Raw genomic sequence first — 16,700 nt, forward strand, 5'->3', positions numbered from 1 at the left:
GGTGGAGATCGCTCCCCCTCAGGGTGGACGTCGCACCCGCCCCCAAGGAGGAGACCCCCACCCCGGGGGTGGGGAAAACCCCCTACTCGACCCTGGGGGCAGGTTCAGGGAAAAGCCGGTGACTAGCCGGATGGTCCGTCAAGGCGCCGGTTCCTACCGTGTGTTGTGCCGCCGGAACCGCATCCGCGGCGCACTGACCGGGGCGGTCCGCCGACCGTCCGACACCTGGGGGAAGCCAGCCGTGAAGCAGGGAATCGCCGCCACCATGGGCGCCTGGAGCGCCCGCCACCGGAAGACCGCGGTCTTCGGCTGGCTACTGTTCGTCGTGCTCGCCTCCTTCCTCGGCGGCGTGCACGGCTCCGACAAGGTCACCGACGCCGAGTCGATGCCCGGCCAGGTCGCCCGGGCCGCGAGGATCCTGGACGACGCGGGCCTCAAGACCCCGGCCGGCGAGACGGTGCTGGTGCAGAGCTCCGCGCTGACGGTCGACGACCCGGCCTTCCGCGCCGCGGTCGACCGGGTCTCCGCCGCCGTCCGGGCCACCGGCCGCACCGGCGAGCCGCACAGCCCGTACGACACCGGCGCGCTCTCCGCGGACCGGCACTCCGCGCTGGTCCAGTTCACCGTGGACGGCGCGGACCGCGAGGCCGCGGTCGCCAACGTGCCCGCGGTGATGGACGCGGTGGCGGGCGTGCAGAAGGAGCACGCCGACTTCGTGATCGAGGAGTACGGCGAGGCCAGCTCCGGCAAGTGGTTCAGCGACCAGTTCAAGGACGACTTCGCCCGCGCCGAGTGGACGGCCGTGCCGCTGGCCCTGGGCATCCTGCTGGTCGCCTTCGGGGCCGTGGTCGCCGCCGTGCTGCCGGTGGTGCTGGCGATCACCGCCTTCGTCGCCGCGGGCGGCCTGGTCGCCCTCTCCTCCGGGCTGCTGCACACCAGCGACGACGCCAGCTCCGTGATGCTGCTGGTCGGCCTCGCCGTCGGCGTCGACTACTGCCTGTTCTACCTGCGCCGCGAGCGCGAGGAGCGCGCCGCCGGCCGCGACCGCGCCACCGCGCTGCGGATCGCCGCCGCGACCAGCGGCCGCGCCGTCCTGGTCTCCGGCGTGACGGTGGTGGTCGCCATGGCCGGCATGTTCCTCACCGGCATCGCCGACTTCCGGGCGATGTCCTTCGCCACCATCGTGGTCGTGGTCACCGCCGTGCTCGGCTCGCTGACGGTGCTGCCCGCCCTGCTCTCGATGCTGGGCGACCGGGTGGAGAAGGGCCGCGTCCCCCTCCTGCACCGCCTGCGCCGCGAGGCCGGCAGCGGCAGCCGGTTCTGGAACGCGGTGCTCACCCCGGTGCTGCGCCGCCCGCTGGCCGCCGCCGTGCTCGCCACCGGCGTGCTGCTGGCGATCGCCGCCCCGCTGCTGACCATGCACACCGCGAACCTGACCTTCCAGCAGCAGCTCCCGAAGGGCAACTCCCTGGTCGCCACCTCGCAGCGGGTCGAGGCCGCCTTCCCCGGCAGCCCCTCCCCCGCCACCGTCGTGGTCAGGGCCCGGGACATCACCTCCCCCGAGATGACCGCGGCCCTCGCCGAGCTGCAGTCCCGCGCCCTCGCCACCGGGAGGATGCACGGCCCGACCGAGCTGACCGTGCACGCCGAGCAGAACGTCGCGACGGTCGACATCCCGCTCTACGGCAGCGGCAACGACGAGACCTCGGCCGCCGCGCTGAAGGTCCTGCGCGAGGAGGTCGTCCCGGCCACGGTCGGCAAGGTGCCCGGCGCCGAGGCCCCGGTCACCGGCAGCACCGCCGGATCGGTCGACTTCAACGCGCAGATGTCCGGCTCGATGCTGCCGGTGTTCGGCTTCGTGGTCGCCTTCGCCTTCCTGCTGATGCTGCTCTCCTTCCGCTCCCTGTCGGTCGCCGTCACCGCCGTCCTGCTCAACCTGCTCTCCGTCGGCGCGGCCTACGGCGTGCTCGCCCTGGTCTTCCAGCACGGCGTCGGCGCCTCGCTGATCGGCACCGCGGGCGTCGGCGCGGTGGAGAGCTGGGTCCCGCTGTTCCTGTTCGTGATCCTCTTCGGCCTCTCGATGGACTACCACGTCTTCGTGGTCTCCCGGATCAAGGAGGCCCGGGACCGCGGCCTGGACACCCGCGCCGCCGTCGCCCACGGCATCCGCAGCACCGCGGGCGTCGTCACCAGCGCCGCGGTGATCATGGTCGGCGTCTTCGCGGTCTTCGGGACGCTCTCCATGCAGTCCATGAAGCAGATGGGCGTCGGCCTGGCCGTGGCCGTCCTGATCGACGCCACGATCATCCGGGCCGTGCTGCTCCCCGCCGTGATGAGCCTGCTCGGCGAGCGGAACTGGTACCTGCCCCGCTGGCTGCACTGGCTCCCCCGGATCGAGGCCGAGGGCCTGCCGGGCGGCGCGCAGGGCGCCGAGGGGGCGGCGCACGACCCCCGGCTGCTGGGCGTCGGCGCCCACCGGTAGCCCGCACCGCACTGCACCGCACCGCACTGCACCGCACCGCACCGCCGGGGAGTTCCCCGACAATGGACGGGTGATCTTCGACGAACCGAGGGCACTGGCCCTCCTGCAGGAGGCGTGCGCCCCGGCCGGGATCGATCCGGCCGGGGCCGCGCTGCTCGCCCTGGGGCAGAACGCGGTCTTCGACCTGCCCGCCGAGGGCCTGGTCGCCAAGGTGGGCCGCACCCCGGGGGAGGTCGCCCGGGCCGAGCGCGAACTCGCGCTGGCCGCCTGGCTGGACGGCGCGGGCGTGCCGGTGGTCCGCCCCGCCGAGGCCGGGGTGCACGTGGTGCGGGAGCACCCGGTGACGTGGTGGCACCGGCTGGCCCCGGCCGTCCGCCCGGCCCGGCCGGTCGACCTGGCGCCGCTGCTGACCGCCCTGCACGCGCTGGAGGCGGCGCCCGTCCCGCTCGGGCGGCGCGAACTGCTGGCGCCGGTGGACGGCTGGCTGGCCGCCGCGGAGGGCCACGTCGACCCGGCCGACACGGCCTTCCTCCGCGACCGGAAGGAGACCTTTCTCACCGCGATCGCCGAACTCACCCCCGTCCTGCCGCCCGGCCCGATCCACGGCGACGCGCTCCCGCGCAACGTGCACGTCACCCCGGACGGGCCGGTGCTGCTCGACCTGGAGTACATGGCGGCGGACTTCCGCGAGCACGACCTGGTGGTGCTGGCGCTCAGTCAGGACCGCTACGGGGTACCGGCCGAGGAGGTCGCCGCCTTCGACGCGGCCTACGGCTGGGACGTCCGCGACTGGTCCGGCTTCGCGGTGCTGCGCGGGGCGCGGGAGACCGCGAGCGCGGCGTGGGTGGCGCAGCAGGCGGCCGGGAACCCGTCCGCGGCGGCCGAGTTCCGCCGCCGGGTGGACTCCCTGCGGGACGGGGCGACGGCAGTACGCTGGTTCGCGTTCTGACCGTTTGATTCGCTTTCCGACCGTTAACTTCCGCTCTGCCCGCTTCCGTCCGGTTGCCGCACCCGCGGCGCGGCGCACCCCGCCGCCCTGTGACGCGGCCCACAACCGGACGGAACCACCCCGCTCGTACCTGGCGTCGTACCGGACGCCCCGCCCCGAGGCGGCCGGTACGACGTCAGGAGTCGCCCCATGGTGAAGTCCCGCATACCCGCCCCCCGTCGTCCCCTCCTGCTCGGCGCCTCCGCGCTGCTCGGCACCTCAGCCCTGCTGGTGGCGTGCGGCGCGCAGGGCTCCCCCTCCGCGGCGGGGGACGCCGCGCACCGCACGGCCTCCCCGAGCGCGAGCACGAGCGGCACGGCGGGCGCGGGCTCCTCGGTGGCGGCGCGGCCGACCCCGGGCGGGGACGCGGAGACCACCGCCGCCCCCACCCGCACCCCCTCGCCGTCCGCGAGCGGCTCCTCGACCCCGGCCGCACCGTCCTCCTCCCCGTACGCGTCCCCGTCGGCGCCGCGGACGACCGTCCCCGCCCAGCCGGGCCCGAGCGGCACGCCCGGCAGCGCCCCGCCCGCGCCCGCCACCGGCGTGCTGCGGCACACCGCCTCCGGGGGGCGGACGGTCGCGCTGACCTTCGACGACGGCCCGGGCCCGGCCACCGGCCAGGTGCTGGACCTGCTGGCGCAGTACGGCGCCAAGGCGACGTTCTGCGAGATCGGCAACAACGCGAAGACCCGCCCGGCGGCCGTGCAGCGGATCCTCGCCGAGGGCCACCGGCTGTGCGACCACACCGTGGACCACCCGCAGCCGATGCACACCCAGACGCACGAGCAGCAGGTCGCCGAGATCGGCGACGCCAAGGCGGACATCGAGCGGGCCGCGGGCGGCACCCCGACGATCACCTGGTGGCGCGCCCCGGGCGGCGACTTCACCGCGGAGAACGAGCGGATCGGCGCCGACCTGGGGATGAAGTCGCTGGGCTGGACGGTCGACCCGCGCGACTGGTCGCGCCCGGGCGTGCAGGCGATCGTCGCCAACGTGCAGCAGAACCTGCGCCCGGGCGGGGTGGTGCTGATGCACGACGGCGGCGGGGACCGCAGCCAGACGGTGGCGGCGCTCAAGCAGCTGCTGCCGTGGATGGTCGCCCAGGGCTACACCTTCGACTTCCCGCAGTCCTGACGCGGGCCGCGCGGGCCTCGCGGACCGCGCGGGCCGCCGCCGCAGCGGTCAGGAGGCGTCCTTGAGCGGCCAGCGCGGATCGACCACGGCCGCCGGGTCCTTGCGGCGCAGCCAGCTCTGCAGGTCGGCGGCCCAGGCCCGGTGCCAGTCGACCTGGCGCCGGTGCAGTTCGTCCAGCGGCAGGTCGCCGGCCTGGGCCGGGTACCGGTGGCCGAGGGCGACGGCGACCCGGACGGCGGCCAGCGCGTCGCTGCCCGCCTCGTGGGCGTCGCGCAGTTCGACCCCGTAGACCTCGCAGACCCGCTGCAGGGTGCGCGAGCCCTTGCGGTACTTGTCCAGTGCGCGGTCGACGACCATCGCGTCGACCACCGGGCCGACCGGGCCGCCGAGGCGCTCGGCGAGCGTGGGCAGGCCGTGGCGGCGCAGTTCGGCGTCGAGCAGGGAGAGGTCGAACGGGGCGTTGAAGGCGACCACGGGGCGGCCGGTGGCGAGCCGTTCGACCAGGGCGCGGGCGATCTCCTCGACCGCCTCGGCGGCGGGGCGCCCGTGCGCGCGGGCCTCGGCGTCGGTGATGCCGTGGATGGCGGCGGCCTCGGCGGGTATTGGGACGCCCGGGTCGAGCAGCCAGGTGGTGGCGCCCTGGACGCCGCCGCCGAGGGTGTCGACCACGGCGGCGGTGACGATCCGTGACTCCTCCGGGTCGGTGCCGGTGGTCTCCAGGTCGAAACCGGTGAGCGGCCCCTTCCACCAGGTCATGGGGTGTGTCCTTCCGTCAGCACTGCCAAGGTGCGTCCATCATCGCCTGCCGCAGTGACAGCCTCCGCGGCCCGTCTGCCCCTCGGACGGGCGGGCACGCGCTCAGGAGACCGGCCGGGAGTCGCCCCACAGCCCCTCGAACTCCTCCCGGTAGACCTCCAGCAGCCCGGGCTCGGTGCCGCCGGACTCCTGCCCGGCGCCGCCGCGCAGCACCAGCGCGGGCGACTCGATGCCGCGCGCCCTGCGCAGGTAGGGCTGGACCACGCCGAGGTCGGTGGAGCGCCGCCGCCCGCCCGCGCCGGTGGTGCGCTGGCCCTCGACCAGGTACGCGGTGAACCGGGGCAGTTCGTCGAACACCCGGATCTCGAAGCTGCCCTGGTCGCGCAGCCGGGCCCGCACCCGCCGCACGTGCATGATGTTCATCTCCACGGCGCGCCCCAACTCACCGCGGCCGATCCCGAGTTCGCGTTCGCGGCGGCGCACCGCGCTGCTCGCCGGGTTGAGGAACAGCAGCCGCACCCGGCAGCCCTCGGAGGCGAGCCGGACCAGCCGCTTGCCGGTGTAGTTCTGGCAGAGCATGCCCAGGCCGATGCCGACCGCGTCGAGCCGCCGGGCGCCGTCGAGCAGGTCCTCGACCGGCAGGTCGCGCTGCAGCCGGACCCGGTCGGGGTGGACGGCGACCACGTCGGCGTACCGCCCGGCGACGAGTTCCTCGACCACGTCGGCGGGGACGCCGCCGTGCGCGCCGTCGAGCAGGGCGAGCAGCCGGGCGGCGGCCCGCTCGGTCTGGTCGAGGACGGTCTGCGACAGGGCCCGGTTGCGGGAGACCACGTGCCGGGCGACCTCCAGTTCGTCGAGCGCCAGCTCGATCTCCCGGCGGTCCACCAGGTGCGGTTCGAAGCAGGGCCAGTGCTGGACCATCAGTTCGCGCAGCTGCGGCAGGGTGAGGAAGACCAGCGGGTCGTCGTCCAGCGGGTCGAGCAGGTAGCCCTTGCGGCGGGAGACCTCGCGGACGGCGGCGGCCCGGTGCACCCACTCCTCGCCGGCCGGTCCGGCGGCGGCGGTGACCCACTCCTCGCCGTGCGCGGGGGCGTAGACGGGGCGCAGCACCTCGTCGACCAGGGCGCGCATCCGCTGCTCGACCAGGTTGAGCCAGACGTAGGCGCGGCCCGCGAGGCGGACCCGGCGGTAGGCGTCGTCCCACTGGTCGGCGGCCCAGGCGGGCGGCAGGCCCTCGACCGGGCCGCCGCCCTGCGGGGGCAGCGGGCCGCGGCCGCCGCGGACGATCAGCGTCGGGGCCTCGCTGCTGCCCGCCCGCGGGTCCGTGCCGTCGCCGCCGGCGGGGAACCCCATCCGCTACCTCACCTCTCGTCCGCCGCCCTGCGGGTGGCGGTGCGTCCGCTGTGTCGCTCCACCACGACGGCCCTGGTCGCACGCCGCGTGGGCCCGGGGCTCGCGGTCCGGGACGATCAAGGGTATCGCCCGCCGCCGCCGGGCCGCAGCCCTCTTGACAGCAAGCGGATCCGGCCCCGACGCACCGTCACCGCCCGGGCACGCCGCGCCGACGACCGGGCCGACGGGACACCCGTTCGGGCGAACCACGCGCGGATGGACGAGGAGTTCGGGCCGCCGCCGGGGAGTATGCGGATGTGCCGTGCGTCACCTGGTTGCCGCCCCGCACATGGCCGGGCGCTCCGCCGGGAACCCCCCGTAGGAGCGCCACTTCGCGTCTGGCACAAGGAAGTTGAGGACACATGCAGGTCTGGCCGGGGAAACCGTACCCGCTCGGCGCCACCTACGACGGCGCGGGCACCAACTTCGCCGTGTTCTCCGAGAGCGCGCACCGGATCGAACTCTGCCTGCTCGCCGAGGACGGCACCGAGACGGTGGTCGAACTGCGCGAGACCGACGCCTTCGTCCGGCACGCCTACCTCCCGGGCGTGCAGCCCGGCCAGCGCTACGGCTTCCGCGTGCACGGCCCCTACCAGCCGGGCCTGGGCCAGCGGCACAACGCCTCCAAGCTGCTGCTCGACCCGTACGCGAAGGCGATGAGCGGGCACATCGACTGGGACGAGTCGGTGTACGGCTACCACTTCGGCGCGCCCGAGCGCCGCAACGACCTGGACTCGGCGCCGCACACCATGCACTCGGTGGTGATCAACCCGTACTTCGACTGGGGCACCGACCGGCCGCCGCGCACCGACTACCACCGCACCGTGGTCTACGAGGCGCACGTCAAGGGCCTGACCAGGCTGCACCCGGGCATCCCGGAGGAGATCCGCGGCACGTACGCGGGCCTGGCGCACCCGGCGGTGATCGAGCACCTGGCGAAGCTGGGCGTGACCGCGATCGAGCTGATGCCGGTGCACCAGTTCGTCCGCGACCACCGGCTGCGCGACCTGGGGCTGTCCAACTACTGGGGCTACAACACGATCGGCTTCTTCGCCCCGCACTCCTCGTACTCCTCCACCGGCGACCGCGGGCAGCAGGTGCAGGAGTTCAAGTCGATGGTGAAGGCGCTGCACGCGGCCGGGATCGAGGTGATCCTCGACGTGGTCTACAACCACACCGCCGAGGGCAACCACCTGGGCCCGACGCTCTCCTTCCGCGGCCTGGACAACGCCTCGTACTACCGGCTGGCCAAGGACCAGCGCTTCTACGAGGACACCACCGGCACCGGCAACTCGCTGCTGATGCGCAGCCCGCACGTGCTCCAGATGATCATGGACTCGCTGCGCTACTGGGTCACCGAGATGCACGTGGACGGCTTCCGCTTCGACCTGGCGGCGACGCTGGCCCGGCAGTTCCACGAGGTCGACCGGCTCTCCTCGTTCTTCGACCTCGTCCAGCAGGACCCGGTGGTCTCCCAGGCCAAGCTGATCGCCGAGCCCTGGGACCTCGGCGAGGGCGGCTACCAGGTCGGCAACTTCCCGCCGCTGTGGACCGAGTGGAACGGCAAGTACCGCGACACCGTCCGCGACTTCTGGCGCGGCGAGCCCGCGACGCTGGCCGAGTTCGGCTCCCGGCTGACCGGCTCCTCCGACCTCTACCAGGACGACGGCCGCCGCCCGATCGCCTCCATCAACTTCGTCACCTGCCACGACGGCTTCACCCTGCGCGACCTGGTCTCCTACAACGACAAGCACAACGAGGCCAACCACGAGGACAACCGGGACGGCGAGTCGCACAACCGCTCCTGGAACTGCGGCGCCGAGGGCGACACCACCGACCCGGCGGTGCTGGAGCTGCGGGCCCGCCAGCAGCGCAACTTCATCGCCACCCTGATGCTCTCCCAGGGCGTCCCGATGCTCTGCCACGGCGACGAGGCCGGGCGCACCCAGCGCGGCAACAACAACGCCTACTGCCAGGACTCCGAACTGACCTGGGTGCACTGGGACGGCGCGGACGCCGCGCTGCTGGAGTTCACCCAGGGCATGATCTGGCTGCGCCGCGACCACCCGGTCTTCCGCCGCCGCCGCTTCTTCCACGGCCGCCCGGTCTCCGGCACCCACGACGACCTCACCGACATCGCCTGGTTCACCCCCGCCGGGGAGGAGATGACCAAGCGGGACTGGTCCACCACCTACGCGAAGTCGCTGACCGTCTTCCTCAACGGCAACGCCATCTCCGAGCCGGACCGCCGCGGCGGCAAGATCGTCGACGACTCCTTCCTGCTGATGTTCAACGCCCACTTCGAACCGCTCACCTTCACCGTCCCCGCCGACCACGGCGAGGCCTGGCAGGTCGTCGTCGACACCACCCTGCCCGCCCTCCCCCCGCGCGGCACCGGCCCCCGGATCAAGGCCGGCGACACGCTGCGCCTCGCCGACCGCGCCCTGCTGGTCCTCCAGCGCCCCGCCTGACGCTCCGGTTCGCCCCCGATCCGCACGCCTAACCGCGCCACCGCACGGGTAGCCCCCTGCCCAGCGTGACATCGCAGATCAGAGGGGGTACGAAGTGTCTCGTCGGTGGTTGGTGACCGGGTGTTCGTCGGGGCTGGGGCTGGCGCTCGCGCGGGCGGTGGTGGCGGCCGGGGACAGGATCGTGGCGACCAGCCGGGGGGCCTCGCCGTTGGACGAGCTGGCGGCGCGGTTCCCCGGGCAGGTGGTGCCCGCCCGGTTGGAGCTGCGCAGCGCGGCGGAGTGCGCGGCGGTGGTGGAGCTGGCCCGCGAGCGCCTGGGCGGGGTGGACGTGCTGGTGAACAACGCCGGGGTGGGCCTGTTCGGGGCGGTGGAGGAGGTCTCGGACGCGGAGCTGCGCGAGCAGCTGGAGGTGCTGGCGGTGGCGCCGTGGCGGCTGGCGCGGCTGGTGCTGCCGGTGATGCGGGCGCAGGGCGGCGGCCACGTGGTGAACGTCTCCTCGGTGGGCGGCCGGATGGCCTTCCCCGGCCTGGGGGCGTACGTGGCGGGCAAGTTCGCGCTGGAGGGGATGAGCCTGGCGCTGGCGGCGGAGGCCGCGCCGTCCGGGGTGCGGGTGACGGTGGTGGAGCCCGGCGGTTTCGCCACCTCGTACGGGAACTCGCTGGCCGAGACGGCGGTGAAGCTGCCGGAGTACGGGGAGGCGCTGGCGCCGATGCGCGCGGCGCTGCGCGGCATGGCGGGGGACGCCGGGCTGAACCGGCCGGAGGCGTTCGCGGAGCTGGTGCTGCGGGTGGTCGCGGCGGAGGCGGGCCCGGTGCGGGTGCCGGTGGGGCCGGACGCGTACGCGATGGTGGAGGCGGCGCTGGCCGGGGAGGCGGCGGAGCTGGCGGCGGCCCGGGCGCTGGCGGGCGAGGGGGTCGCGGAGCCCGACCCGGTCTGAGCGCGCCCCCGGCCCGCCGCGCGCCCGTTCGGCGCAGTGCGGGCGGTAGGGCGGGGGCGGCCAGGGTAGGCATGCGGGTATGACCTCAGCCGCCGCACGCCCCGAGCCGGCCGCTCCTCCGACGGCCAGTTACCGGCTCCAACTGCAGCCGGAGTTCACGTTGCACGACGCCCGCCGGGCGGTGCCGTACCTGGCGGCGCTCGGCGTGTCGCACCTGCACCTGTCGCCGCTGCTGGAGGCGGTGGCCGGGTCGACGCACGGGTACGACACGCTCGACCACAGCCGGATCAGCGAGCAGCTGGGCGGCGAGGGGGCGCTGCGCGAACTGGCCGCGGAGGCGGCGGCGCACGGGCTGGCGCTGATCGCCGACGTGGTGCCGAACCACATGGCGCTGCCGGTGCCGGAGCGGCTGAACGGGCCGCTGTGGCAGGTGCTGAAGAACGGCCCGGACGACCCGTTCGCGACCTGGTTCGACATCGACTGGACGGCCCAGCCGGGCCCGGTGGACGCCCCGGAGCGGGGGCGGCTGCTGCTGCCGCTGCTGGGCGACCGGCTGGGCGCGGTGCTGGAGCAGCTGGTGGTGGACGGCGGGGTGCTGCGCTACCACGAGCACGAGTTCCCGCTGCGGCCCGGCACCGAGGGCCTGCCGCTGGCCGAGCTGCTGGAGCGGCAGTGGTACCGGCTGTGCTGGTGGCAGCTGGCGGACGAGCAGGTCAACTACCGGCGCTTCTTCACCGTCAACGACCTGATCGCCGTCCGGGTGGAGGTCCCGGAGGTGTTCGAGGCGACGCACGGGGTGCTGCTGCGGCTGCACCGGGAGGGCGTGCTGGCGGGCTTCCGGATCGACCACCCGGACGGGCTGGCGGACCCGCGCGGCTACCTGCGGCGGCTCGCGGAGGCCACCGGCGGGGCGTACACGGTGGTGGAGAAGATCCTGACCGGGGACGAGGCGCTGCCCGCGGACTGGCCGTGCGCGGGGACGACGGGGTACGACGCGCTGCGCCGGATCGACGGGGTGCTGACCGACCGGCGGGGCGCGGAGAAGCTGTTCGCGGCCTACCGGCGGGACGTCGGCGAGGCGGTCGGCCCGGCGGAGGCGGGCCGGGCCGGGCGGGCCGAGATGGTGGCGCCGGGCGGGGCGCTGTCGGCGGAGACCGAGCGGCTGGTGCGCCTGGTGGGGCGGATCTGCGCGGAGGGCCCGGAGCTGGCCGACCACTCGCCGCTGGCGGTGCGCCGGGCGCTGGAGGAGTTGCTGGCGCACTACCCGGTGTACCGGCCGTACGTGGTGCCGGGCGAGCAGGCCCCGGCACCGGCGCGGGAGGCGCTGGCGGCCCCGGCGGACGCCTCGGACACCGACCTGCTGGTGCGGGCGCTGGCGCTGGGCGAACTGGGGCGCTCGGCGGCGAAGGACGAGTTCTGCCACCGGTTCGGGCAGACCGCGTCGGCGGTGGCGGCCAAGGGCGTGGAGGACACCGCGTTCTACCGGTTCAACGCGCTGCTGTCGCTGAACGAGGTGGGCGGCCTGCCGGAGCGCCCGGGCGTGTCGGTGGCGGAGTTCCACCACTGGTGCGCCGAGCAGGAGCGGCTGTGGCCGGCCGCGATGACGGCGCTGTCCACGCACGACACCAAGCGCAGCGCGGACGCCCGGGCCCGCCTGGCGGTGCTGGCGGAGCTGCCGGAGGTGTGGGCGGCGGAGTGCGCGGCGTGGACGCTGGCGGCGGGCCCGTGCGCGGACCGCTCCACGGCCTGGCTGCTGTGGCAGACCCTGCTGGCCGCCTGGCCGGTCTCCGAGGAGCGGCTGCTGGGGGTGGTGCTGAAGTCGGTGCGGGAGGCGAAGCGGCGCACCTCGTGGAAGGAGCCGGACGCCGGGTTCGAGGGCTGGCTGGCGCAGTACGTGCGGGGGGCGCTGGCCAATCCGGGGCTGTGTCCGCGGATCGCCGGGTTCGCCGGGCTGATCGCGCCGTTCGCCCGGGTGAACTCGCTGTCGGCGGCGCTGCTGCACCTGCTGGCGCCGGGCGTGCCGGACGTGTTCCAGGGCGGCGAGGAGCCGCTGTACACGCTGGTCGACCCGGACAACCGGGCGCCGGTGGACCTGGGCGCGCTGGCGGTGCGGCTGACCGACGCGCCGCAGCCGCGCCCGGGCGACCTGGCCCGGGAGAAGCTGCACCTGACCACCACCGCCCTGCACCTGCGCCGCGCCCGCGAGCTGGGCTCCTACCGGCCGCTGGCGGCGGACGGCCCGGCCGCCGAGCACCTGGTGGCGTTCGGGCGGGGCGAGCGGGTGCTGTGCGCGGCGACCCGGCTGCCGTACGGGCTGCACCGGGCGGGCGGCTGGCGGGAGACCACGCTGGAGCTGCCGCCGGGCCGCTGGACGGACCTGCTGACCGACCGCCGCTTCACCGGCGGCCCGGTCGAACTGTCGTACCTGTTCCGGCAGTTGCCGGTGGCGTTGCTCTCGGAGGGGTCGTGATGCGGTACCAGGTGTGGGCGCCGGACGCCAAGGTGGTCGAGGTCGAGGTCGGGGCGATCCCGTACCTGCTGGAACGCGACCCGGCCCGGCCGGGCTGGTGGCACGGCGAGGCGCCGGAGGGCGACTACGGGTTCCGGCTGAACGGGGGCCGGGCGCTGCCGGACCCGCGCTCCGCGTGGCAGCCGTTCGGCCCGGACGGGCTGAGCCGTCCGGTCGACCACGCGGCGTTCGTCTGGTCGGAGACGGCCTGGCGGGGGCGCCCGCTGCCGGGGGCGGTGGTGTACGAGCTGCACGTCGGGACGTTCACCCCGGAGGGGACGTTCGACGCGGCCGTCGGGAGGCTCGACCACCTGGCCGAACTGGGCGTGGACTTCGTCGAGTTGATGCCGGTGTGCGCCTTCCCGGGCCGCTCCGGCTGGGGGTACGACGGGGTGGACCTGTGGGCGGTGCACGAGCCGTACGGCGGCCCGGACGGGCTGAAGCGGTTCGTGGACGCGGCGCACCGGCGCGGCCTGGGCGTGGTGCTGGACGTGGTGCACAACCACCTCGGTCCGTCCGGCAACTACCTTCCGCAGTACGGCCCGTACTTCACCGACCGGCACCAGACGCCGTGGGGCTCGGCGGTCAACCTGGACGCGCCGGGCTCGGACGAGGTGCGGGCCTTCCTGATCGGCAGCGCGCTGTCCTGGCTGCGCGACTACCGGATCGACGGGCTGCGCCTCGACGCGGTGCACGCCCTGGTGGACACCCGGGCCCGCCACTTCCTGGAGGAACTCGCCTACGAGGTGCGGAAGTTGGCGCAGGCCACCGGGCGGCCGCTGTTCCTGGTCGGCGAGTCCGACCTGAACGACCCGCGCACCACCACCGCCCGGGAGGCGGGCGGGCAGGGCCTGGACGCGCAGTGGAGCGACGACTTCCACCACGCGCTGCACTGCCTGCTGACCGGCGAGTCCCAGGGCTACTACGCCGACTTCGCCGCCGACCCGTACGCGGCGCTCGCCAAGACGCTCACCAAGGGCTTCTTCCACGACGGGAGTTGGTCCTCGTTCCGGGGGCGCTCGCACGGCCGCCCGTTCCCGCCGGAGCACGGGCACCGGCTGCTGGGCTACGCGCAGACCCACGACCAGGTCGGCAACCGGGCCACCGGCGACCGGCTCTCCGCCTCGCTGCCGCCCGGGCGGCTGGCGGCGGCCGCGGCACTGGTGCTCACCTCGCCGTTCACGCCGATGCTGTTCATGGGCGAGGAGTGGGGCGCGGGCACGCCCTGGCAGTACTTCACCGACCACACCGACCCGCAGCTGGCCGAGGCCGTCCGGCAGGGGCGGCGGCGGGAGTTCGCCGGGCACGGCTGGCGGGCCGAGGACGTGCCCGACCCGCAGAGCCCGGCCACGGTCGCCGCCTCCACCCTGGACTGGTCCGAACCGCAGCGCGCCCCGCACGCCGAACTGCTGGAGTGGTACCGGAAGTTGATCCGGCTGCGGCGCACCGCCCCGGAGCTCGCGGACGGCGACCTGGCGGCGGTGCGGGTCCGCCACGACGCGGCGGCCGGCTGGCTGGTGGTGCACCGGGGCCGCTACCGGGTGCTGGTGCGGCTCGGCGGCGAGGGGCAGCCGCTGCCCGTCCCGCTGGAGGGCGAACTCGCCGCGCTGGAGGGATCGTTCGGCGAGGTCGCGGCCGGGCCGAACGGTGCGGTGCTGCTGGGCCCGGACGCGGTGGCGGTCGTCCGCACCGCCTGAGCGGTCACCTGAGGTGCTCGGCGATCCGGGCGTGCAGGCCCGCCGCGTCCAGCCCGTAGGCGGCCAGGTGCTCGGGGATCGAGCCGTAGTGCCGGTGCTCGGCCAGCGGGACGCCCAGCGACAGGACGCGGTGCGGCAGGTGGGCGAGCGCCCGGTGCGCCGCGCGCTCCGAGGTGCCCGCCAGGTAGGGCTCCACCAGCACCACGTCGGCCCGCTCGCCCAGCGCGGCGCGCAGGCCCGCCTCGTCGAACGGGCGGACGGTGGCCGCGTACAGCACCGTCACGTCCAGCGTCTCGGTGGCCGCCAGCACCGCGTCCAGCATCGGGCCGACCGCCAGTACCACGCCCGCCAGGTGCGAACCGCGGCGCACCGTCAGGAACTCGCCCGGGGCGACCGGCTGCGGCCCGGCGTTGCGGTGCTCGGAGAGCCGGACGTACTGCAGGGTGTCGTCGGCGGCCACCGCGTGGCGCAGCAGCAGGTCGGCCTCGGCGGGATGGCCGGGGACGTGGACGTGCCAGCCAGGGAGGGTGTCGAGTAGTGCGACGTCGCCCGGGGACATGTGGGTGCGGCCGCCGGCCGGCCAGTCGTAGGAGCCGGCGGCGCTCACCAGGACCGCGCCGACGCCCTGGTGGACCAGGTCCAACTTCAGCTGCTCGAAGGGCCGTTCGACCAGGAAGCTGGCGAAGGTGTGCGCGATCGGCCGCAGCCCGGTCAGCGCCAGGCCGCCCGCCACGCCGATCAGCAGCTGCTCGCGGATGCCGACGTTCACCACCCGGTCGGGGTGGGCGCGGGCCGCCCCGGCGAACTGCGCCACCCCGATGTCGGCGAGCACCAGCGCGGTGCGCGGGTCCCGCTCCAGCAGCTCGGTGACGGTCGCGCCGAACTGCTCGCGCATGGTGGCCTCGTGGACGCTCTGCATGGTCTCTACTCCCCTGCGCTCAGCCGTGCTTGGGTTCGGTGCGGGCCACCACCGCGTACGGGCGGCCCGGGTGCGGGGCGGTGAACGCCCGGTGCAGCTGCTCGTGGTCGCGGCCGTCCACGGTGGCCGTCGCCCAGCCCTCGCCGGCGAAGCGGGCCGCGATGCCGCCGCTCCAGCCGTGCGTGGCCGAGGAGTTGTCGATCACCAGGACGTGCAGCCGCTCCAGGCCGACCGCCCCGGCGAAGGCCACCGCCTCGTGGTTGGAGCCCTCGTCGAACTCGGCGTCCCCGATCAGCACCCACACCGCCGGGCCGTCCAGCCCCTGCGCCCGCAGGCCCAGGGCCGTCCCCACCGCCAGCGGCAGGCCGTGCCCCAGCGAACCGGAGCCGATCTCCGCGCCCGGCACCAGCAGCCGGTCCGGGTGGTGGCCCAGCGGCGAGTCGTAGGCGCCGAAGCTGTGCAGCAGCTCCACCGGGAAGAAGCCCTTCGCGGCCAGCACCGCGTAGTACGCCATCGGGCCGTGGCCCTTGGACAGCAGGAACCTGTCCCGGTCCGGCGCGTCCGCGGCGGCCGGGTGCACGTCCAGCACCCGGTCGTACAGCACCCACAGCGCGTCCAGGGTGGAGTGCGCGGCCGGGGAGTGCTTCTCGTCGCCCGCCATCAGGGCGATCAGGTCCGACAGGTCGTCGTACCCGTACCTGCGGTCCGCCGTGCGGATCGTCGTGCCCGGGCCGCTCGTCCTGCCCGTCACGCTCGTCGTGCTCGTCACGCTCGTCATGGGAGACAGCCTCCGACTTCAAGCGCGCTTGAAGTCAAGCACCCGTTCCCCGGTATCGTGAACCGCCATGACGCCCTCCCGGCACGACGTCCTCACCATCGGCCAGCTCGCCGAGCGCAGCGGCCTGGCCACCTCCGCGCTGCGCTACTACGAGAGCCTCGGCCTGATCCACTCCACCCGCACCACCGGGAACCAGCGCCGCTACCCCCGCACCGCCCTGCGCCGGATCGCCTTCGTCCGGGCCGCCCAGCAGGTCGGCCTCAGCCTCGACGAGGCCCGCGCCGCGCTCGCCCGGCTCCCCGAGGACCGCGCCCCCACCACCCGCGAGTGGAACGCCGTGGCCGCCGCCTGGCAGCACCGCATCGACCGGCAGATCGCCGAACTCCAGCTGATGAAAGCAAAGTTGACCGGCTGCATCGGCTGCGGCTGCCTCTCCCTGACCCGCTGCGGCCTCTACAACGCCGGCGACCGCGCCGCCGCCGCCGGGCCGGGCGCCCGCTACCTCCTCACCCGCGACCCGGACAGCGGCCCCGAACCCGGCCCCGCACCGGGGGCGGAGGGCTGATCCACTTCTTTCCCGGCCCGCCGCCGCACCGCCCGGCGGGCCGTCTATGCTGCCCCCGGAAGCGCGTTCCAC

Annotated in this window: 12 protein-coding genes; 8 read left to right on the forward strand and 4 right to left on the reverse strand. The window is 74.9% G+C overall.

Annotated features, from left to right (window positions below; genetic code table 11):
* The first annotated feature begins 265 nt into the window (after positions 1-265).
* The 3 genes from QSK52_RS14545 to QSK52_RS14555 all read left to right on the forward strand — a co-directional run bounded on the left by QSK52_RS14545 (position 266) and on the right by QSK52_RS14555 (position 4,604).
* A complete protein-coding gene (locus tag QSK52_RS14545) occupies positions 266-2,482 on the forward strand; it encodes an MMPL family transporter (protein ID WP_285736552.1) in 2,217 nt (738 codons plus the stop codon).
* Between the two features lie 70 nt (positions 2,483-2,552).
* Positions 2,553-3,431, forward strand: coding sequence for a phosphotransferase enzyme family protein (locus tag QSK52_RS14550; protein WP_435053250.1), 879 nt, complete (start codon positions 2,553-2,555; stop codon positions 3,429-3,431).
* A gap of 189 nt (positions 3,432-3,620) precedes the next feature.
* Positions 3,621-4,604, forward strand: coding sequence for a polysaccharide deacetylase family protein (locus QSK52_RS14555; protein ID WP_285736435.1), 984 nt, complete (start codon positions 3,621-3,623; stop codon positions 4,602-4,604).
* A 48-nt stretch (positions 4,605-4,652) separates the two neighbouring features.
* Here QSK52_RS14555 and QSK52_RS14560 read toward each other — a convergent pair whose 3' ends face one another.
* Positions 4,653-5,360, reverse strand: coding sequence for an exonuclease domain-containing protein (locus tag QSK52_RS14560; RefSeq protein ID WP_285736436.1), 708 nt, complete (start codon positions 5,358-5,360; stop codon positions 4,653-4,655).
* A gap of 102 nt (positions 5,361-5,462) precedes the next feature.
* Entirely contained in the window at positions 5,463-6,713 is a 1,251-nt protein-coding gene (locus QSK52_RS14565; protein ID WP_285736437.1) for an SAV2148 family HEPN domain-containing protein, read from the reverse strand.
* 401 nt (positions 6,714-7,114) lie between these two features.
* Here QSK52_RS14565 and glgX point away from each other — a divergent pair, with 401 nt between their 5' ends.
* The 4 genes from glgX to treZ all read left to right on the forward strand — a co-directional run bounded on the left by glgX (position 7,115) and on the right by treZ (position 14,366).
* Entirely contained in the window at positions 7,115-9,223 is a 2,109-nt protein-coding gene (glgX, locus tag QSK52_RS14570; RefSeq protein WP_285736438.1) for a glycogen debranching protein GlgX, read from the forward strand.
* A 112-nt stretch (positions 9,224-9,335) separates the two neighbouring features.
* The gene (locus QSK52_RS14575) at positions 9,336-10,160 is read left to right on the forward strand and encodes an SDR family oxidoreductase (protein ID WP_285736439.1); all 825 of its coding nucleotides are present in this window, start codon (positions 9,336-9,338) and stop codon (positions 10,158-10,160) included.
* 79 nt (positions 10,161-10,239) lie between these two features.
* A complete protein-coding gene (treY, locus tag QSK52_RS14580) occupies positions 10,240-12,630 on the forward strand; it encodes a malto-oligosyltrehalose synthase (protein WP_285736440.1) in 2,391 nt (796 codons plus the stop codon).
* Positions 12,630-14,366: a malto-oligosyltrehalose trehalohydrolase gene (treZ, locus tag QSK52_RS14585; protein ID WP_285736441.1), complete on the forward strand. Its 1,737-nt coding sequence runs from the start codon at positions 12,630-12,632 to the stop codon at positions 14,364-14,366. Before treY ends, treZ begins: the two co-directional genes overlap by 1 nt.
* 4 nt (positions 14,367-14,370) lie before the next feature.
* On the opposite strand, the gene QSK52_RS14590 is transcribed toward treZ, so the two are convergent.
* Complete coding sequence (locus QSK52_RS14590; protein ID WP_285736442.1) at positions 14,371-15,285, reverse strand: transketolase family protein; 915 nt, start codon at positions 15,283-15,285, stop codon at positions 14,371-14,373.
* Between the two features lie 19 nt (positions 15,286-15,304).
* Complete coding sequence (locus QSK52_RS14595) at positions 15,305-15,946, reverse strand: transketolase (protein WP_285736554.1); 642 nt, start codon at positions 15,944-15,946, stop codon at positions 15,305-15,307.
* A 184-nt stretch (positions 15,947-16,130) separates the two neighbouring features.
* On the opposite strand from QSK52_RS14595, the gene soxR reads away from it, so the two are divergent.
* A complete protein-coding gene (soxR, locus tag QSK52_RS14600) occupies positions 16,131-16,628 on the forward strand; it encodes a redox-sensitive transcriptional activator SoxR (RefSeq protein ID WP_285736443.1) in 498 nt (165 codons plus the stop codon).
* Positions 16,629-16,700 lie beyond the last annotated feature (72 nt).

This window comes from Kitasatospora phosalacinea, from assembly GCF_030268885.1.
GTDB classification, from domain to species: Bacteria; Actinomycetota; Actinomycetes; order Streptomycetales; family Streptomycetaceae; genus Kitasatospora; species Kitasatospora phosalacinea_C.